General features: G+C 57.3%; 17 protein-coding genes, 2 tRNA genes and 1 pseudogene. 5 read left to right on the forward strand and 15 right to left on the reverse strand.

Annotated elements, in window-relative coordinates:
• Positions 1–13 precede the first annotated feature (13 nt).
• The 7 genes and pseudogenes from K5D32_RS03460 to K5D32_RS03490 form a co-directional block, all read right to left on the reverse strand.
• Positions 14–1,066, reverse strand: coding sequence for an NAD(P)-dependent alcohol dehydrogenase (locus tag K5D32_RS03460; protein WP_221599250.1), 1,053 nt, complete (start codon positions 1,064–1,066; stop codon positions 14–16).
• Between the two features lie 153 nt (positions 1,067–1,219).
• Positions 1,220–1,558 (reverse strand): annotated as a pseudogene (locus K5D32_RS03465) (zinc-binding dehydrogenase); the annotation flags it as partial.
• 312 nt (positions 1,559–1,870) lie between these two features.
• Complete coding sequence (fliB, locus tag K5D32_RS03470; RefSeq protein WP_221599251.1) at positions 1,871–3,049, reverse strand: flagellin lysine-N-methylase; 1,179 nt, start codon at positions 3,047–3,049, stop codon at positions 1,871–1,873.
• A 132-nt stretch (positions 3,050–3,181) separates the two neighbouring features.
• Positions 3,182–4,468 (reverse strand): 3-deoxy-manno-octulosonate cytidylyltransferase, encoded by a 1,287-nt coding sequence (kdsB, locus tag K5D32_RS03475; protein WP_221599252.1) that lies wholly within the window; start codon positions 4,466–4,468, stop codon positions 3,182–3,184.
• A gap of 228 nt (positions 4,469–4,696) precedes the next feature.
• Positions 4,697–7,057 (reverse strand): TonB-dependent receptor, encoded by a 2,361-nt coding sequence (locus tag K5D32_RS03480; protein WP_221599253.1) that lies wholly within the window; start codon positions 7,055–7,057, stop codon positions 4,697–4,699.
• Between the two features lie 103 nt (positions 7,058–7,160).
• Positions 7,161–8,093: a FecR family protein gene (locus K5D32_RS03485; protein WP_221599254.1), complete on the reverse strand. Its 933-nt coding sequence runs from the start codon at positions 8,091–8,093 to the stop codon at positions 7,161–7,163.
• Complete coding sequence (locus tag K5D32_RS03490) at positions 8,090–8,608, reverse strand: sigma-70 family RNA polymerase sigma factor (RefSeq protein WP_221599255.1); 519 nt, start codon at positions 8,606–8,608, stop codon at positions 8,090–8,092. The genes K5D32_RS03485 and K5D32_RS03490 overlap by 4 nt, the downstream gene beginning before the upstream one ends.
• Positions 8,609–8,840: 232 nt before the next feature.
• Here K5D32_RS03490 and K5D32_RS03495 point away from each other — a divergent pair, with 232 nt between their 5' ends.
• Positions 8,841–10,055 (forward strand): aldose 1-epimerase family protein, encoded by a 1,215-nt coding sequence (locus tag K5D32_RS03495; protein ID WP_221599256.1) that lies wholly within the window; start codon positions 8,841–8,843, stop codon positions 10,053–10,055.
• Between the two features lie 203 nt (positions 10,056–10,258).
• Positions 10,259–10,332: transfer RNA gene (locus tag K5D32_RS03500), tRNA-Cys, on the forward strand.
• Positions 10,333–10,433: 101 nt separating this feature from the next.
• Here K5D32_RS03500 and K5D32_RS03505 read toward each other — a convergent pair.
• Both K5D32_RS03505 and K5D32_RS03510 read right to left on the reverse strand, forming a co-directional pair.
• Positions 10,434–10,586, reverse strand: coding sequence for a hypothetical protein (locus K5D32_RS03505; protein ID WP_221593082.1), 153 nt, complete (start codon positions 10,584–10,586; stop codon positions 10,434–10,436).
• Between the two features lie 145 nt (positions 10,587–10,731).
• Entirely contained in the window at positions 10,732–11,163 is a 432-nt protein-coding gene (locus tag K5D32_RS03510; protein ID WP_221599257.1) for an HIT family protein, read from the reverse strand.
• Between the two features lie 256 nt (positions 11,164–11,419).
• Here K5D32_RS03510 and K5D32_RS03515 point away from each other — a divergent pair, with 256 nt between their 5' ends.
• Positions 11,420–11,605 (forward strand): hypothetical protein, encoded by a 186-nt coding sequence (locus K5D32_RS03515; RefSeq protein ID WP_221593084.1) that lies wholly within the window; start codon positions 11,420–11,422, stop codon positions 11,603–11,605.
• A gap of 365 nt (positions 11,606–11,970) precedes the next feature.
• Here K5D32_RS03515 and K5D32_RS03520 read toward each other — a convergent pair whose 3' ends face one another.
• Positions 11,971–12,135, reverse strand: coding sequence for a hypothetical protein (locus K5D32_RS03520; RefSeq protein WP_221593085.1), 165 nt, complete (start codon positions 12,133–12,135; stop codon positions 11,971–11,973).
• A gap of 553 nt (positions 12,136–12,688) precedes the next feature.
• On the opposite strand from K5D32_RS03520, the gene K5D32_RS03525 reads away from it, so the two are divergent.
• Together K5D32_RS03525 and K5D32_RS03530 are read left to right on the forward strand one after the other, a co-directional pair.
• Positions 12,689–13,285: an HNH endonuclease gene (locus K5D32_RS03525; RefSeq protein ID WP_221599258.1), complete on the forward strand. Its 597-nt coding sequence runs from the start codon at positions 12,689–12,691 to the stop codon at positions 13,283–13,285.
• A 47-nt stretch (positions 13,286–13,332) separates the two neighbouring features.
• Positions 13,333–13,590, forward strand: coding sequence for a DUF1652 domain-containing protein (locus tag K5D32_RS03530; protein WP_025260322.1), 258 nt, complete (start codon positions 13,333–13,335; stop codon positions 13,588–13,590).
• A 139-nt stretch (positions 13,591–13,729) separates the two neighbouring features.
• Here the strand turns inward: K5D32_RS03530 and K5D32_RS03535 are convergent.
• The 5 genes from K5D32_RS03535 to modA form a co-directional block, all read right to left on the reverse strand.
• Positions 13,730–13,815: transfer RNA gene (locus K5D32_RS03535), tRNA-Leu, on the reverse strand.
• Between the two features lie 144 nt (positions 13,816–13,959).
• On the reverse strand, positions 13,960–15,015 hold the full coding sequence (locus K5D32_RS03540; RefSeq protein ID WP_221599259.1) for a DNA topoisomerase IB: 1,056 nt from the start codon (positions 15,013–15,015) through the stop codon (positions 13,960–13,962).
• Between the two features lie 62 nt (positions 15,016–15,077).
• On the reverse strand, positions 15,078–16,166 hold the full coding sequence (modC, locus tag K5D32_RS03545; protein ID WP_221599260.1) for a molybdenum ABC transporter ATP-binding protein: 1,089 nt from the start codon (positions 16,164–16,166) through the stop codon (positions 15,078–15,080).
• A 3-nt stretch (positions 16,167–16,169) separates the two neighbouring features.
• Positions 16,170–16,850 carry a molybdate ABC transporter permease subunit gene (gene modB, locus K5D32_RS03550; RefSeq protein ID WP_221599261.1) on the reverse strand — a complete coding sequence of 227 codons (681 nt, stop codon included), beginning with the start codon at positions 16,848–16,850 and terminating at the stop codon, positions 16,170–16,172.
• Positions 16,851–17,618, reverse strand: coding sequence for a molybdate ABC transporter substrate-binding protein (gene modA / locus K5D32_RS03555; protein ID WP_221576337.1), 768 nt, complete (start codon positions 17,616–17,618; stop codon positions 16,851–16,853).
• Between the last annotated feature and the right edge of the window lie 79 nt (positions 17,619–17,697).

Here is a 17,697-nt window from a genome sequence, read left to right on the forward strand (position 1 = left end):
TAAGTGAGTTGAATCAGGCGTTGGCCAGGGTCGTGTTGTCGATCACGAAGCGGTATTTGACGTCGCCCTTGATCATGCGCTCATAGGCTTCGTTGATCTGGTCGGCACGTACCAGCTCGATGTCCGAGACGATGTTGTGCTCGGCGCAGAAGTCCAGCATTTCCTGGGTTTCAGGGATGCCGCCAATCATCGAACCGGTGATCGAGCGACGCTTGAAGATCAGGTTGAACACCTCGGGCGATGGATGTGGCGAGGCGGGCGCGCCGACCAGCGTCAGGGTGCCGTCACGCTTCAACAGCGCCAGGAAGTCATCAAGGCTGTGCGGTGCCGCCACGGTGTTGATGATCAGGTCGAAGCTCTTGGCATGGGCGGCCATTTCTTCGGCGTTGCGCGAAATCACGACTTCATCGGCGCCCAGGGCTTTCGCCGCTTCACGCTTGGATTCGGAGGTGGTGAAAGCCACCACATGTGCGCCCATGGCATGGGCCAGCTTGATGCCCATATGGCCAAGGCCACCGATACCGACAATCCCGACTTTCTTGCCGGGGCCAGCCTGCCAGTGGCGCAGCGGCGAATAGGTGGTGATTCCCGCACACAGCAGCGGTGCAACGGCAGCGAGTTGTTCGGCCGGGTGACGGATACGCAACAGATAGCGCTCGTGAACCACGATCTGTTCCGAGTAACCCCCAAGTGTCCAGCCGGGAGCGTCTGGAGTCGGGAAGTTATAAGTGCCGATCATGCCATCGCAGTAGTTTTCGAGGCCCGAATCGCATTCTTCGCAATGCTTGCAACTGTCGACGATGCAACCGATACCCACCAGGTCGCCATGCTGGAAGCCTTTTACGTGCTCGCCGATTGCGGACACACGCCCGACAATCTCGTGGCCCGGTACGCAGGGAAATTGAGTGCCCGCCCATTCGCCCCGCACCTGATGCAGGTCGGAATGGCAAATGCCGCAATAGGCGATATCGACCTGAACATCGTGAGCACCCGGAGCGCGGCGGGTGATTTCCAGTGATTCCAGAGGCTTGTCGCCAGCGTAGGCCCCGTAGGCTTTGACTGTCATGGGTTCTCCTTCATGAGTGCATGAGCCCTTTGGGGGCTGAGGAGAACGAGTCTAGAGTCGTAGAATCCATCGATATATTGCGTAAATCTGCATGCCGACATGAGCCAGATTGGATAGTGTCGGCAATCAGGACGGTTGACGTTGTTCGTATGTCTACCTGACTTTAATGACCACCTTGCCTTTTGCGCGCCCCTGTTCCACATCTCTCAGAGCCTCTGATGTCGACTCTAACGGGAAGGACCGATCTATCACCGGCTTGATTGCACCGGATTCGACAAGTGTGCTGATTTCACGCAGTTGGGCACCATTTGCCTGCATGAAAACGAATGTATAGCTGACGTCGAATTCGCGTGCTTTCTTCCTGATGCCATAGCTTAGAACCCGCATGATCTGCTTGAGTCCCCAGGACAGTTTCTGCTCGTCAGCGAACAGGGGAGTCGGTGGCCCGGAGATGGAAATGAGCTGACCACCAGGCTTCAGAACCTTGAGTGTTCAGACGCTGAAAATGTGTTGCCTTCAAGCGGGTCGTCGCGGCCAAGGCCCCTCCCACAGGTGATATGTATGCCTTAACTGATCGGCATTACTCCGTAGACGAAGGCATAACGCATGTTTTTCAGGGTGCCGGCGGGGGCGAGCAGTTCCGGGGTAAAGGGTGTCATGGCGGTGTCGGTCGCAAAAAGTCGCGAACGGTAATCGCCTTGCCTGCCGGGTTTATTGACCTGGATCTATGAAACGCTGTGTACAGCGTTCTTTGATTCCTGAGCCCTGTCGATGCAGGGCTCAGGAAGGGATGCGCGGATACCGTCAGGCATCCACTTGATTGATCAGCGTCTTCAGGTAGGCAAGGCCTTTTTCGGTGATCGCATTGCGCAAGGTCCGTTCGGCGGCGGTCACTGCGTTATGGCTGGCAGCCCGGCAGAAGCGGTAGACAAGGTCCACGGTCTGTTGTTTGTCCGGCGCCAACTGGTTGGTTACATCGCAATGCGCAATCAGCAGGTTGCGCAGGGTCAGGGTGCGAATGGCCAGGGTGGTTGCCCACTCGGTCAGGTTCAAACCGTAATCCTGCCCGGCGCTGGTGTTGGAAATGAACGGGAAGCCGGTGCGGGTCATTTCGGCGGCAATGAAACGCTTCAGGATCAGATCAAGGCTGTGTTGCAGCTTGTCTGTGTACAGGTTCCGATACTCGGCCCGCAGCGTCCATTGCGCCTGTGCCGGGGTTTCGCCGGGCACGATGAGCGAAGAGGTGAGTAGCTGTTGGCGCAAGGAGGAGGGCGCACCCGGTGCATTCAGGACGTTGATCAGTACGATCAGCAATGGATCGGCAAGAATCGGCTCGCTGGTATCTTCCTGAAGGTTGCTGGTGTTGTCGGCCAGCAGCGGGATTTCCTCGATCCAGCGGGCGTGAGGCAGTTCCGACAGTTGCGCAGAAATGTCGTACAGGCGCAGCAATACCTGGCCAACCGGCAGTTTCTTAGACAGGGTGATTTGCAACAGAGATTCCACCACCGAACGCCACTGGGCCTGATCGATCCCCGGGAACTCCTGATTGGCAGCGGCGTAGAGATGATGGTCGTCCTGCGGACCTTCTTCGATCTGGAACGGCGATTCGCCAAACAGCCCGATACGGGCAACTTCGGGGCAGCTCATGGTTGCGGACTTCACCAACGAGTTATTGATGCGGCGATACATGCGAGGGTAGTTGGCGCAGGTATCGGTGAGCACTTCTTCGCCCTGTTGGGCGTGGATCTGGCAACGTCCGCCCTGCAGCGCGCCGCACTGGCCGCCGGCCTTGTCCATCTGGTAGCCCGAATCGTCTTTGACGATCAGGTTCAAGAGTTCGGGAAAGTCCCGGCTGTACAGCTCGTGGCTGCGATTGCTGACTGCAATGCGCCAGTTACCCTTGCAGCAGTTGTCTTCACAGCGCTCGGCAATGCATGAAAACTCTTGTACGTATTTGAAAGCCCTGGCGGACTGAATGCCCATGAATTCTCTCCCGCGGTCTTAGGTTCGTTTGAACCTGAGTGGCCGTTGTGCGGGAGTTGTTCCATGCAGAAAGGGAAATGGTGATGCGGATGTAAAGGCTCCCGAGCCGCTGGCGGTCGGGAGCCTCAGGTTTTACTGGGCCATCTTGGCCATGACCGACGCATAACCGGCGGCAGAGCCCAGTACATCGGCTTTGCCCTGAGCAATCAGAATGGAGTCGGAAACCTCACGGAATGCACCGGTGCCACCTGCGCGTTGTAGCACATGGGTGGCTTGCTGCTGCACGTATATCGGTGCATCGGCCACGGCGAACGACAGGCCGCAGGCCGCAAAGGCGGGCAGGTCGATGGAGTCATCGCCGATGCAGGCTGTTTGCAGGGCCGTAACGCCTGCGGCAGCCATCAACTGCTCGCAGGCTGCCTTTTTATCCTTGATACCGAACTGGCAAAGCTCGACGCCCAGATCTGCCACGCGTTTGCGCAGTGTCGCAGAATCCCGTCCCGACAAGACCGCCACCCGCACGCCGTTTTCTTCCAGCATGCGCATGCCCATGCCATCGCGGACGTGGAAGCGTTTCAGGCATTCGCCGGTGGCGTCGTAGAAAATGCCGCCATCGGTCAGGACGCCGTCGACATCCGTGATCACCAGACGAATATCGGCCAGTGCAGGCAGGCTTGGCAGTGAGCGGCCTTCGATCAGGGCGCGGACTTTTTCCAGGCATTCAGGGGTATCGACACCAGGGCCAGTGGGCTCGACCACCCAGGCGCGAATGCAGTAACCGGCGGTCAGCAGGCGCAGTTGTTCCAGTTTTTCCGCGTGCTCGATCATCGGCTGGGACAGACCGGAGTAGCTGGCCAATACTTCGCGACGGTAGGCGTAGACCCCGACATGCTTGAGGTAGGTGGCCGTTTCAGCCTCGCGAGGGTAAGGAATCGGCGAGCGACTGAAATACAGCGCATTGCCGTTGGCGGCCAGCACCACTTTGACGGTATTGGGGTTGCCTGCCTCGGCCGAGTCTATCGGATGGCAAAGCGTGCCGACCTGAACGGACGCATCGGCGAGCATGCCCTTCACCAGCGTGACAATATCCGCAGGCCTTACCAGAGGCTCATCGCCTTGCAGGTTGACGTAGATGTCGGCGTCGATCTGGCCCATGACTTCGGCCAGACGATCAGTGCCCGAAGGGTGGTCCGGTGATGTCATGACGCACGCCGCGCCAAAGCAGCGGGCCGCATCGGCCACACGCTGATCGTCGGTGGCAATCACTACCGTATCGGCAATCGCGGCTTCCAGAGCGCGCTCATACACATGCTGCACCATGGGTTTGCCTGCGATGTCGGCAAGCGGTTTACCGGGAAGGCGAGTGGATGCGTATCTTGCCGGGATGACGATGGCGACACGTTGCGGATGGCTGGCCATGAAGGGTCCTTAAACGGTTTCAGCGGTGCAGGGCGAAAAGCGGATCATACCAGTGACGGGGCTTGCGCGAGTCAAAGTTCCAGTGTGTAGCCCACGCTGTACAACGACTGTATGGAGTGGCCCGGTGCGCGGACGAAGGTGTTGAGCAGGCGCAGCACGGTACATCCGACAGGGATATGTCGTCTGTAGTACTGTCTTCGCGGATGAATCCGCTCCGAGGTCCTGCGTCTAGAATTTTGCACTCACGGTCGCGACCATCGATGCCGGTGCGCCAGCATAGTTACCATCGGTACTGGCCACGGTTTCGATGTACTTGCGGTCGGTCAGGTTGCGGCCATTGAGCGATACCCGGATGTTTTCATCGATGTCGTAGAACAGGCTGGCGTCGATCCGGGCATAGCCGCCCACGTCATAGGTATTGTCGATATCGCCCTGACGCTCGCCGACAGCGATCACCCCGGCACCAAAGCCCAGCCCTCTCAACGCACCTTCCTGCAACTGATAGCTGGACCATAACGAACCACTCAGGGTCGGCACGCCTTCAAGCTTGTTGCCGACCTGGATGGTGGTGTCCCTGGTCACTTCGGCGTTCAGCGCGCTGATATTGCCGATGATCTCCCAGCCTTCCAGCGGCGCGCCACTGACGTCCAGTTCGACACCGCGTACGCGCTGCTCACCAGTCTGCACTGAATAGTTGTCGTCTTCGGGATCTGTCGCGGGAACGTTCTGGCGGGTGATCTCGAAGGCTGACAAGGTAGCGCTCAGACGGTCCGGGATCAGATCGAATTTTGCGCCCACTTCATACTGAATACCTTCTTCCGGGTCCAGGAGGCTGCCGTCACGCTGGATATCACTCTGCGGGGTGAATGACGTGCTGTAACTGGTGTAGAGCGCAAGCCAGTCGGTGGGTTGATAAATCAGGCCGATACGTGGCGAAACCTTGCCGGGGTCCACGTCGGTGCGGGTAATGTCGGAGGTGCCCACTGTAGTGTTTCGCTGGCGGGTGTCATCGTAGCGGGCACCGAGGATCAGCTTCCATTGTTCGTTCAGATCTATCTGGTCTTGCAGGTAAAAGCTGTAGGCGGTCAGGTCGAAACTGGCCTTTTCACTGAATGCAAAAGGGCCGGGTGTGGCGCCGTAGACCGGATTGAAAATATCGATGGAAGTCAGGGGGGCGCGGTCGCTGCGGCTGCGACGTTTGCCGTCGATGTACTCGAAGCCGGCAAGCACCGTATGGTTCAGGCCGCCGGTGGCGAAACGGGCGATGGCCTCGAACTGCATGTCCAGGGTCTTGATTCGCTCTTCGCCGTCAGTGGCGCGGCGGGCGAGGGTGCGGCCATCCGAGCCCAGGCCGCGTAGATCGACGACATAGCGATCCTTGTGCGACTGATCCCAGCGAGTCATCTGGCGCAGGGTCAGCCAGTCATTGACGTCATGCTCGGCGCGATACCAGACCGCAAACTTGTTGGCCTTGTCACGCGCCCAGGGTTCGCCGAGGTAGCGGTCGGCACTCATATCGATCTTGCCGTTGACCGGAATCAGGCCCCGATCGAACGGGCTGGTCTGATCGATATATTCCATGCCGCCGTCGACCCGTGTGGTATCCGTTGGCTCCCAGCGCAGGCTCTGGGCCAGGTAGGTGCGTTTGCTGTCGCGGAAGGTGTCCCGAAAACCCCGTTCGGTCTGTGTAGCGACTGTCATGCGCCCGGCCAGGGTCTTGGCTTCGTTCAGCGGCCCACTGGCATTGGCTTCCAGGCGGTAGAAGTCGTAGGAGCCTGCCTGGAGTTTGACCTGTGCTTCGGGCGTGAAGCTGGGTTTGCGGGTGACCAGATTGATCAGGCCGCCAGGGTTGCCCCGGCCATAAAGTACTGATGCCGGACCCTTGAGCACTTCAGCACGTTCGACGTTGGCCAGGTCGCGCAAAGCCTCGGGCCTTGAGGCCAGCGGGTTGATCAGCATTCCGTCCACCGCATAGCTGGTGGCTTTGAAGCCACGGATCACGAAGCTCTCGGACGAACCGCCATGGGAGTTACTGCGCTGCACACTGCTGACGTTGGTCAGGGCGTCGGCGAGGTTATTGGCCTGTTGATCCTCTATCACCTTGCGCGACACCACCTGGATCGACTGCGGCATGTCGCGCAGGGCCGTGTCGGTCTTGCTGCCGGTGGCGCTGCGAGTCGCCCGATAGCCTTGCACCGGGCCGTCAGCCTGTTCGATGAATGAGCTGGAGGTGATGAGTGACGGCGCCAGATCAAGCGAGCCGCTGGCAGGTTGCGGGAACAGCAACAGGATGCGGTCGTCGGTCAGCGACCAGCTCAATCCCGACGCCTGGAGCAGCCGGGCCAGCGCTTCACGCTCACTGAGCTGCCCGTTCACTGCCGGGGCCATCTTGCCTTGGGCCAGCGCGGCATCGAAGCTCAGTTGCAGGTTGTTCTGTCGGGCAAACTGTGCCAGTGCCGAGGCCAGCGGTTGTGCAGTGATGCTGTAACGTGCAGTGCGCAGGTTCTCGGACGTTTCGGTGGCCCGGACGTTGTCCATCGGCAGGAGGATGGCCAGTGCCAGTGTCGGCAATGCAGGGAAGCGCGACATCGATTTAATCCTTCATACGACTTGATTGCATTTGAGATAAATTCTCAAGTTGGTCATGAAAGACGTAGGACTCCGGGATTTTTTCCATCTTCCGGATAAAAAATCAGAAATTTCCCAAAACATGCACCCATGGCGACACCTGCCGTGCTTCAACCGCCAGCGATTGCGCCAGGGCTTTAAGGGCTCGATCCGGGTTATTCAGGTCGAACACGCCCGTGATGCGTCGCTGTTTCAGGGCCGGGTCTGCAATCACAATCCAGCCGCTGGTATAGCGTTGCAGTCGCTCAGTGATTTCGGCCACCGTCTGGTTCTCGACGAATAACGAACCGCTACGCCATGACGCAACCTCTGCCGGATTGAAGCGCGAGCGCTCGACTGAGCCGGAAGGCCAGCTTAATTTCAGGCGCTGGCCCGGCATCAGGCGTTCGCTGAGCGGCGGCTGGGTGTTTTCGGCCTGCACCTGGCCATGTTCCAGAGCAACTTCGGCGTGGTGTGCCTGAAGGTCCAGCTCGAAGGCCGTGCCCAATACCCGCACCGAGAGCTGACCGGCCTGAGCAATGAACGGATGTTGCGGATCGGGAGCGACCTGGAAATAAGCCTGGCCTTGCAGCAATTCCACCTTTCGAGTATCGCCGCCGACCAGACTCAAGGCACTTTGCGGGCTGAGGGTGACAGTGGAACCGTCCGCCAACTGGACGGTTCGGGTTTCTCCAACGCCCGTGTGGTAATCGGCGCGCAATGTGAGGCTGGCTTGAGGCGCAAGTAACACCGCGACTGCCGCCAGCCCGGCTGCCAGCGCCAGGCTGGTCCAGAGGCGATTGCCTTTGGGCTTTGGTTTGGAACGGGGGGCAGGCGCAGTTGTCACGACGGGCAATTCACCCAGCGCGCCCCAGAGTTTTTCCATCTTGAGCCAGGCCGCACGGTGTTCAGGGCTGGCCTGTAACCACTGCTCGAAAGCTTCCCGGGCCTGAGGATCTTCCTGCAGGCGTATCTGCCAGTCACCGGCCTGTTCCAGTGCATCGTCCTCATGACTCACAGGGAAACATCCCTATCGTCATCCGGGTTGTCCACTTCACGGGCCAGGCGCACCAATGCATCGCGCAGCAGGCGATGGGCCGTGGTCATAGATACGTTCAGATGCCCGGCGATCTCGGTCAGGGTGCAGCCGCCAAAGCGATGCATCTCAAGAGCCCGACGATTGTTTTCAGGCATTGCTTCAAGGGTACGGGAAAGACGCTCCAGCGTCATGTTGTGCTGGCACAGTTCGGCAGGATCACTGATATGTGCTGGCAGCAGCCAGGCAGGAGGGGAAACCTGATGCGCCTGCTCCCGGCTGCGGCTGCGTATGAGGTCCAGCGCCAGATTGCGCACAATCCGATACAGATACGCTGCCGGTTGCTCGGCGCTGGCCTGCTGCGGAATGAAGCGAATCCAGGCCTCCTGAACAATGTCTTCGGCCTGTATGCGATCACCCGTTATCTTTGCCGCGTAGCTGACCAGTTCCCGGCGAATCCCCAGAAACGTGTACAGATGGCCGGATGAGTCGCTCATTGCAGTGATCTCGAACCTGAAGAGCGGTTCTGTCGACCCGCTGAAAAGGGCGCAGTTTAAACGTGAACGATAAACATTTTCAATTGTGCTCGCGGTTCTGATCAGAGGGTTGAATCTGCAGGGACGTGTAATTCTCTTTTCACGAATTCAGCGATTTTGACTAGACTTGATGGGTCGCTGAATCGTTTAATCAGATTCAGTTGTCCCCATAATTCCAATAAGGACCACCCCCATGAAATCGCTCGCCTGGCTTCTCGGTGCCACTGCCATCGTCTCGGCTACCAACGCCTTCGCCTGGGACTATGTGCTGCTCGATACCGACAAGGCCGCCCAGAACCAGCAGATCACCAGTGCCCAACTCGGGATCAAGACCGACAAACCCTTCTCCGTCACCCTGCGCACCTTGCACGGCGGTCGTCAGGAAGGCGTGAGCATCATCGAGATCGACAACGGCACCATGAAGCTCTCGGTTGTGCCCACTCGCGGCATGAACGTATTGCAGGCCTCGGTCGGTGATGTACGCATGGGCTGGGACTCGCCGGTGAAAGAGGTGGTCAACCCTGCCTTTATCGAGTTGAACGGGCGCGGCGGATTAGGCTGGCTGGAAGGCTTCAACGAACTGGTAACCCGCTGCGGTTATGAGTGGGTGGGGCATCCGGGCATCGACAATGGCGAACTGCTGACCCTGCACGGCCGCGCAGCGAATATCCCGGCGAACAAAGTCACTCTGCATATCGACGAAAAGCCGCCTTATGCCATTCGCCTCAAGGGTGAATTGAAAGAACAGGCGTTCAAGAAAGTCGATTTTTCGGTCCAGACCGAGTTGGTCACCGATCCGGGTAGCACCCGCTTTACCCTCAATGACACCCTGACCAACAACGGCGACTATCCGAAGGAGTACCAGGCGCTGTACCACAGCAACTTCAGCACGCCGTTCCTGGAGGAGGGCGCACGCTTCGAGGCTCCGGTGCAGCAGGTATCGCCCTTCAACGAAAAGGCCAAAGGCGACTTGCCTGACTGGCAAACCTACCGCGGTCCTACGCCAGGCTACGACGAAACCGTTTACAACGTAGTGCCTTACGGCGACGCCAAAGGTGATACCCTCACTGTGCTGCACAACAAAGCCGGCAGCCTCGGAGTAGCAGTGGGCTTCAACACCCGTCAACTGCCCGTGTTCTCCTTGTGGAAAAACACCGACACCCGTGGCCAGGGCTACGTCACCGGCCTTGAGCCAGGCACCAGCTTCTCCTACAACCGCCGCTACCAGCGTCCTCTGAAACTCGTGCCGACCATCGCCCCGAAAGAACAGCGCCAGTTCCAGATCAGCTACAGCCTGCTGGCAGACAAAGGCGCAGTCGACACCGCACTCGGCCAGATCAAAACCATCCAGGGCGGCCGGGCAACCGAAGTGCGCAAGGAACCACTGGTGGACCTGAGCAAAGAATAAAGCCTGACTCGTTGACCGGGCGTACATGGAATTATTTCATTCTCGTTCTTGACATGCCCGGTCAACCAGTCCAGAATTGCGTCCATTCCTGATTCAGGAACGAGAAAAAACCCTTAAGATTCAATGGGTTGAGGATAAAGCCAAGGCTTGATCCAAAAGAGTTCAAAACGGTTGATGTGGTTGTAGAAGCATCAGTCGTCTGAGGCCGAGTAGCAAAATGGTTATGCTGCGGATTGCAAATCCGCCTACGCCGGTTCGATTCCGACCTCGGCCTCCACTATTGAAAACCCCGTAGATTAACGTCTACGGGGTTTTTTATTGCCTTTGATTTTCTTGGGAGTTCAGAAACTTTTAGGTCTGACGCGTTTTGTCTGCTGATCAATACTGGTTCAGTGTCCAGGCGCAAAAGAGCAAGACGTGAATGGCGAGCCATGCTGTGATGTACTTGGGCTTTTTAGAGCCCAGGTTCAGTAGGATTGGACCGACATAGGTCAGCAACAGGTACAGCGTGACGATAGTAGGGCTAGGCATTTTTTGTTCCTTGATGAATGAAATGCCTAACCCATTCTTCACATTTTTAAATCGCGTTCCACCGAACTCCTTGTAGTTACTTTGCTCTTCTTGTTGCAGGAGTTGGATCTACAATTCAGATCATGCCCGTCTACACACATTAACTCTACGCATTCAGAAAATCTGCAATCCTCTCCCGCAGTTCCCCATGCACTTCCTCTGCATAGGGTGTAGCCGTTTTCCAGTCATAGAACCATGCAGGCATCCTGCGATGCTTTTCCGGTTCCGAGGCGTAACGAGGAAAGATGTGGCAATGCAGTTCGGGCTCTGAATTGCCCAGAATTTCGTAATTCATACGAAGTGCCCCGGTTGCCTGCAGCACCGCATCTCCGATTCGGGCCATGTCGAGCAGGTATGTCGTTCTGGCTTCTGCATCCAGATCGTTCAGGCTTGGAACGACAGGGTCGGGGAGTAGCAGGCAGTAACCAGGTAGAAACTGCACGTCGCCCATGACCGCCCAGCCGGATGCCATTCGGCAAATGACCTTGTCGTTGGCTCCGTTGCGGGCCAGTTCTACGCGTTCAGTGATCAGGGGCATTTATCGTCCTAGGATTCCAGAGTTGGGATAACTGTAAGTGATAATCACTTTCGTTGCGTTTTTTACAGCTATATGAGGCTCTTGCCAAGTGTCTGCCAGACTCAGGGCTATTCGATAGGCCACAATCATGGAACCACCCCCGCCAAACACCCACTCACCCTCCAAGCCGGTCTGCACACTTATCTCGCCGTTGAAAACTCATGCGCATGGCAATGCCGAAGGTGCGACCAATTTATTTATGACAAAGGAGGGTTGTATGAATCTGTTTGCACTATCTGCCTTGATCGTGGGTGCGTTGGGGTTGGGTATGCTGATTGGTGGGATTGTTCTGATGCGCAGTCCGGCAGTGTTCATTGTGGCGGGTATGGGGTTTCTGAGTTGGACGTATGTGGTTTCCAAGGCAACTGATCGCAGACAGCGCAGGCAGGCGGTAAGAGGCTGATGAGAGGGCGGCCATGCTTGCACAGGGCCGCGCAGCTCTCTGAATGATTCCTTGAATGCCTGTTTTCAGAATCGAGTTTTAACGTCTATGGCCACCATGTTCTCCATCGCATCCCGACATCTGTGGGTTGTCTGTGCAATTGTCTTCCTGAAATGAAAAATAGCTACAACCAGATATCGCAAGGGCAAATAGCAACAGCAGCATGATTCTTTTCATGAAGGCTCCGGATCAGGTTTTCTTCTGCATACAGGCATTTTCACGGTAGTACAGAGGATCGGGATTCGCCATCTGCGTTGATCCATTTGACCTTTCATAAGCGGGCTTGCTTTTCATCATCCATTACCGAATAGCGCATCGTCGTCACTTCATCTTGAATGCTTGCCTTCATTGCGGGCGGTTTTCTGCGCCGTTGAATCCTGTTCCGTTCCGGAAGAACCGTCTGGACGATGTGCATCGTTATCGCGCTCGACTTCGCCTGACTGGTCTGGCGACGGCACTGCTTTTTTCTTTGCATCGGTGTTCTTTTTCATTACTGCCTCCCAGCCTTGGCTGTCCATCCGAATGGTTGCTTAAAGGTGGAGGGTCTGCTGCCGGGTTGGTTCAATCGGATTGCCTGTGAATGGTTCGGCGGTCAGATCTTGCGACACATCATGTGATGGGCGATATTCGGCACCTCTGCAGCTTGGCTGCAGAGGGAAGCATGGAATGTTATCGATGATTCGACCAGGAGGTTGCAAATGAAGAAAGTGATGTTTGCTGTAGTTCTGCTGTGTGGTTTCTCCCTGAATGCCCAAGCCGCGTGCCCGGTATTCGGCCCGTCCCCAGACCCATGCAGCGGTCCGGTGTTTGGTCCGACTGTCTGCGTATGTCCTTAAGATAGATTGTCTGGCAGGTTCGGCGGATGTCGGGCCTGCTCATGATTTGTGTACCAAGAAACTTGTACATCCTCGATAGTTCTACCGCCATCGATACTGCCTTCCCGGATAAATCCGGTCCTACAGTTCATCACAACCTGAGTGTGGCTTTGACGAAACTTCATTGCGATCATGAAGCTATTCGGAGTTGATCGAGCAGGTGTATCTAATGGGGCTGTCACCAAAAAGAAAAGTGATCAGGCGCGAAGTTGTCCGCAAAGCCTGGCAAGACAATTCGCACTGGATCAAACAGTACGGCTTTTCTGAATACGCACTCGAAGCGGTGTGCGATGACAATGAAGAGCTGCGTATCTGTTGGTGCTGTGGCGATCAGGGATATCAGGAAGTTGCGCATATCATTCCGCATTCCCTGGGAGGCGCGGACACCGTAGAAAATCGTTTCCTGCTCTGCGCCGAATGCCATGTGGCGTCACCGGACTGCTACAAGAGCGAGTATTTTGTTGGGTACGTAAACAGAAATGCTGGCAGATTCAGCCGTCTCATGGAGGAAGCCCTACACAGGGCCAGCGCAAGGCTTCTGGCATTTTTGAACGAGCATCCTCAACTATCTGATGTAGTTGAAGCCAGGCCACTTCCATCTTTTTCAGAAAACTGTCTGTATCGACGAACCACTACTCATGGTTCGAGTATTTCACTGAGTACCCGACTGGCTCGTGCAGAAATGCATGTAGATGAGCTTATCGAGTACGCCCGAAGCCACTTGGATCAAGAAAATATGCCGACGATCGGCAACAAGCTGGCGTAATACTTGTCTAGTATTGTCGGAAAGATCTGATCAGTAGAGAGTAAATCATGTATTCAAAGCCCGAGCTTCAGCGAGTCTTGGAAACGGCCTTTCTGCCCAGCAAATGCGAATGCGTCATTTCGGCGAACGACAGCTTTTCGGTGAAGCTCACCAACGCCGAATCAGGCGAAATCGAGCTGTACGTAACGGGTATGCCTTTGTCTGATCTGTCATCCAGCAGGTCCATCGCGCATCTGGTGCTTTCGTTGAGAGAGCAGCGAGATCTGATGGCTAAGATGGAATTGTCCATGAGACGGTTGGCTTAAGGCCTGAAACGACAAGCCCGGCACCAAGTCGGGCTGATGTATCCGCTTTGCCGCAATTGCGGAGTGCCGTAACTTTCGTACCCCCCCAAAAACACCAAAGGCCTGCCGAGTCACCCCGCGCAAGCCTTTGATTCTTATATGGTGCCCCGAGCCGGGGTCGAACCGGCACGTCCAGAGGACGAGGGATTTTAAGTCCCTTGCGTCTACCAATTTCGCCATCGGGGCGGTAGCGCCAAGGCAGGGAATATATACATCCCGTCCCCATGAAGCAAGCGTGCAAGTCCTTCAGATGGCACAAGATGTTACTTTTTCCGTTAAATAAAAAGTCTCTGTAAATCATGAGGCTACGGAATCTACCTGCCATCTACCTCACGATTTCTTCGTGGTCGCGACGTCTTCCATGCTTTGCGCCAGGCTGTGCAGGTAGTGGGCCAGTGCCACTTCTTCAAGGTGGAGGCCTTTGCGTTGCCGGCTGCGGGGCAGTTTCGCCAGGTTGCCCAGCAGGAAACCCTCCAGCACTGCGGGGTGGATGTAGCATTTGCGGCAGATGGCGGGGGTGTTGCCCAGTTGTCGTGAGACGGCCTTGACCATTTCAACGATGTGTTTCTTGGCATCGGCTTCCGGCTCCCAGTGCAGCTTGCGCAGGGTTGCCAGTGCCAGTGCGCTGGCGGCCCAGGTCCGGTAGTCCTTGGCGGTGAAGTCGGACCCGGTCAGGTCTTGCAGGTAGGCGTTGATATCTGAAGAAGTGACGGTATGGCGTTCCCCGTTATCGTCCAGATACTGGAAGAGGTTTTGCCCCGGTAATTCCATGCAGCGCTTGATCACAGTGGCCAGGCGTCGGTCTCTCACGCTGACGCGGTGTTCTATGCCGCTTTTACCCCGAAACTCGAAGACGATTTGCGTGCCATGCACTTCCACATGTTTGTTGCGCAAAGTGGTCAGGCCGTACGAGCGGTTTTCCTTGGCGTAGCGGCTGTTGCCGATGCGTATCAGGGTGGCATCCAGCAGGGAAATGACCGTCGCCATGACTTTTTCGCGACCGATGCCGGGTTGGGCCAGTTGTGCTTCGATCTGTTTGCGGACCTTGGGCAGCGCATGGCCGAATTCGATCAGGCGCGAGTATTTGTCCTGATCGCGGATTTCCCGCCATTGCGGATGGTAGCGATATTGTTTGCGGCCTCGGGCGTCGCGACCCGTGGCTTGCAGGTGTCCGGCCGGGTCGGCGCAGATCCAGACGTCGGTGTAGGCGGGTGGAATGACCAGCGCGTTGATGCGCTGTATTTCTACCTCGTCGCGAATGCGTTGGCCATCGGTATCGAAGTAGGCGAACTTGCCTCGCAGTATCTTGCGGGTGAACCCTGGCTGAGAATCGTCGACGTAATGAAGTCCAGGCACTGCTGATGAACTGGCGGTCGGAGAAGGCATGGTCATGTTTCCAGGTCGGTTAACAACACTGACCACGCCTGCTCGAGCGGGTGCCAATTATTTCATGCCAGTACCGCTACGGCCTTGATCTGCGCCCAGAGTTGCTGTCCGGGGTAAAGCCTCATGTTGTCGTAGGAATAGCGGGTGATACGCGCCAGCAACGGTGTGCAGCCAGCATCGAGCCGCACCAGCACATGTGCCGTATTGTCGGCGGCAACTTCGCTGATCACGGTCACGGGTAACCGGTTGAGAATGCTGCTTTGGTCATCGGCCTGCAGGTTGAGGCTGACATCGCGTGCCTGCACCTTGACCCGTAATGTCTTGCCCTTTGCCAGTTCGGTGTGAGCAACGGTCAGGCGCAGGTCGCTGTTGGGCAGGGTGATGGTCAGCAGTTGGTAATGACTGTCGTAGGCGCTCACCGTGCCTTCAATCACGACACCCGCATCGTCGCCCATGGCCAGCGGCAGATCGAGTCTGGCGAGGGTTTCCTCTATGGGGCCGCAGGCCAGGACGCCGCCTTCCTCAAGCAGCACCAGATGATCCGCCAGACGTGCCACTTCATCCTGGGAGTGGCTGACGTAGAGCATGGGTATTTCCAGCTCGTTATGCAGGCGCTCCAGATACGGCAGGATTTCGCTTTTGCGCTTGCTATCCAGTGCGGCCAGCGGTTCGTCGAGCAGCATCAGGCGCGGGCTGGTGAGCAGGGCGCGGGCAATGCCGACTCGTTGGCGTTCGCCGCCGGAGAGTTTGTCTGGCTGGCGATCAAGCAGGTGGTCGATGCCCAGCAAGACCGTCGCGTGCTGCATCTGGATGCTGCGCTGGTTCTTGGGGATGCGGTTCAGGCCGAATTCCAGGTTGCCGCGTACCGACAGGTGCGGGAACAGGCTGGCTTCCTGAAAAACGTAGCCGATGGAACGTTTATGCGGCGCAAGGAATATGCCGTTGGCCGAGTCCTGCCAGACCTCGCCATTGACCTGGATAAAACCTTGTTGGGCTTTCTCCAGGCCGGCAATGCAGCGCAGGCAGGTGGTCTTGCCTGAGCCGGACGGGCCAAACAGCGCAGTCACGCCTGTGCCCGGCAAGTTCAGGTCAACATCCACTTTGAAGGTGGGAAAAGCCATCTGCAGGCGAACGGCGATGGGCGATGCCATGAATCAACTCCAACCTGCTTTGGACTTGCCGCTTGAATAGAGCGCCAAAAGAACCAGAAATGAAAAAACCAGCATGGCACCCGCCAGCCAGTGGGCTTGCAGGTACTCCATCGACTCGACGTGATCGAATATCTGCACCGACACCACGCGGGTTTTCTCGGGGATATTGCCGCCAATCATCAGCACCACGCCGAACTCGCCCACGGTATGGGCAAAGCCCAAGATGGCGCCGGTGATGAAGCCAGGTTTGGCCAGCGGCAGGATCACATGGAAAAAGGTGTCCCACGGACCGGCTCTCAAGGTGGCAGCCACCTCCAGCGGGCGCGTGCCGATGGCCGCGAAAGCATTTTGCAAAGGCTGCACGACAAAGGGCATCGAGTACAGTACCGAGCCGATCACCAGTCCGGTGAAGCTGAACGTCAGGGTGCCCAGGCCAAGGCTCTGAGTGAACTGGCCGACAAAACCGTTAGGCCCCAGCAGTATCAACAGGTAAAAGCCGATGACGGTGGGCGGCAGCACCAGAGGCAAGGCCACCACTGCGCCGACCGGGCCTTTGAGCCAGGAGTTGGTTCTGGCTAGCCACAGGGCGATGGGCGTGCCGATTACCAGCAGGATGACGGTGGTCAGCGACGCCAGTTTCAGCGTCAACCAGATCGCCGCGATATCGGCACTCCCCAGCGGCATTTACAGTTGATACCCGAAGGATTTGATGACACTGGCCGCTTGCGGGCCTTTGAGGTATTCGACCAGCGCCTTGGCGGCCGGGTTGTCCTTGCCTTTGTTGAGGATGACCGCGTCCTGTTTGATCGGGTCATGCAGCTCGGCAGGGATGATCCAGGCCGAGCCGCTGGCGAGTTTGCCATCCTTGTAGATCTGCGAAAGGGCGACAAAACCCAGCTCGGCATTGCCGGTGGACACGAACTGATAGGCCTGGGTAATGTTCTGGCCTTCGACGATCCTGGCCTTCGTCGCATTGATCAGTCCCAGCTTGCCCAATACTTGCGTGGCTGCCAGGCCGTAAGGTGCGGTCTTGGGGTTGGCGATCGACAGGTGCTGATACTGACCGGCCTTGAGCACGTCGCCCTTGCTGTCGACATAACCCTCTTTGGCCGACCACAGCGCCAGGGTGCCGATCGCATAGGTGAAGCGCGAGCCTTTGACGGTATCGCCTTCCTGTTCAAGTCTGGCCGGGGTGGTGTCGTCGGCAGACAGGAACACCTCGAAAGGCGCTCCGTTCTTGATCTGGGTGTAAAACTGGCCGGTCGAGCCAAAGGCTGCGACCAGCTTGTGTCCGGTGTCTTTCTCGAAGTCCTTGGCGATGGCCTGGATCGGCGCCGTGAAGTTAGCAGCCACGGCAACCTGGACCTCATCGGCAAAGGCGGAGGTCATGCCCAGAGCTGCTATGGCTGCAACCAGTGATCTGAGGGTGATGCGTGGCAGGAACGCTCGCATGAAACGGCTCCGGGATATTTTGAGGGGAGAATTGACGCGACAGCCAAAGGCAGCCATCGCTATATATTTAAATATATAG

It is taken from the genome of Pseudomonas cichorii, assembly GCF_019719005.1.
In the GTDB taxonomy this organism is placed as follows: domain Bacteria; phylum Pseudomonadota; class Gammaproteobacteria; order Pseudomonadales; family Pseudomonadaceae; genus Aquipseudomonas; species Aquipseudomonas cichorii_E.

What these genes read in the sequence shown, in the direction of transcription:
- K5D32_RS03480 (WP_221599253.1), bottom strand. Translation starts at nt 7,057, where the DNA reads ATGTCGCGCTTCCCTGCATTGCCGACACTGGCACTGGCCATCCTCCTG.
- K5D32_RS03505 (WP_221593082.1), bottom strand. Translation starts at nt 10,586, where the DNA reads ATGCCTAGCCCTACTATCGTCACGCTGTACCTGTTGCTGACCTATGTC.
- K5D32_RS03515 (WP_221593084.1), top strand. Translation starts at nt 11,420, where the DNA reads ATGAATCTGTTTGCACTATCTGCCTTGATCGTGGGTGCGTTGGGGTTG.
- K5D32_RS03460 (WP_221599250.1), bottom strand. Translation starts at nt 1,066, where the DNA reads ATGACAGTCAAAGCCTACGGGGCCTACGCTGGCGACAAGCCTCTGGAA.
- K5D32_RS03540 (WP_221599259.1), bottom strand. Translation starts at nt 15,015, where the DNA reads ATGCCTTCTCCGACCGCCAGTTCATCAGCAGTGCCTGGACTTCATTAC.
- modA (WP_221576337.1), bottom strand. Translation starts at nt 17,618, where the DNA reads ATGCGAGCGTTCCTGCCACGCATCACCCTCAGATCACTGGTTGCAGCC.
- K5D32_RS03495 (WP_221599256.1), top strand. Translation starts at nt 8,841, where the DNA reads ATGAAATCGCTCGCCTGGCTTCTCGGTGCCACTGCCATCGTCTCGGCT.
- K5D32_RS03520 (WP_221593085.1), bottom strand. Translation starts at nt 12,135, where the DNA reads ATGAAAAAGAACACCGATGCAAAGAAAAAAGCAGTGCCGTCGCCAGAC.
- K5D32_RS03525 (WP_221599258.1), top strand. Translation starts at nt 12,689, where the DNA reads ATGGGGCTGTCACCAAAAAGAAAAGTGATCAGGCGCGAAGTTGTCCGC.
- modB (WP_221599261.1), bottom strand. Translation starts at nt 16,850, where the DNA reads ATGCCGCTGGGGAGTGCCGATATCGCGGCGATCTGGTTGACGCTGAAA.
- modC (WP_221599260.1), bottom strand. Translation starts at nt 16,166, where the DNA reads ATGGCATCGCCCATCGCCGTTCGCCTGCAGATGGCTTTTCCCACCTTC.
- K5D32_RS03490 (WP_221599255.1), bottom strand. Translation starts at nt 8,608, where the DNA reads ATGAGCGACTCATCCGGCCATCTGTACACGTTTCTGGGGATTCGCCGG.
- fliB (WP_221599251.1), bottom strand. Translation starts at nt 3,049, where the DNA reads ATGGGCATTCAGTCCGCCAGGGCTTTCAAATACGTACAAGAGTTTTCA.
- K5D32_RS03530 (WP_025260322.1), top strand. Translation starts at nt 13,333, where the DNA reads ATGTATTCAAAGCCCGAGCTTCAGCGAGTCTTGGAAACGGCCTTTCTG.
- K5D32_RS03510 (WP_221599257.1), bottom strand. Translation starts at nt 11,163, where the DNA reads ATGCCCCTGATCACTGAACGCGTAGAACTGGCCCGCAACGGAGCCAAC.
- kdsB (WP_221599252.1), bottom strand. Translation starts at nt 4,468, where the DNA reads ATGGCCAGCCATCCGCAACGTGTCGCCATCGTCATCCCGGCAAGATAC.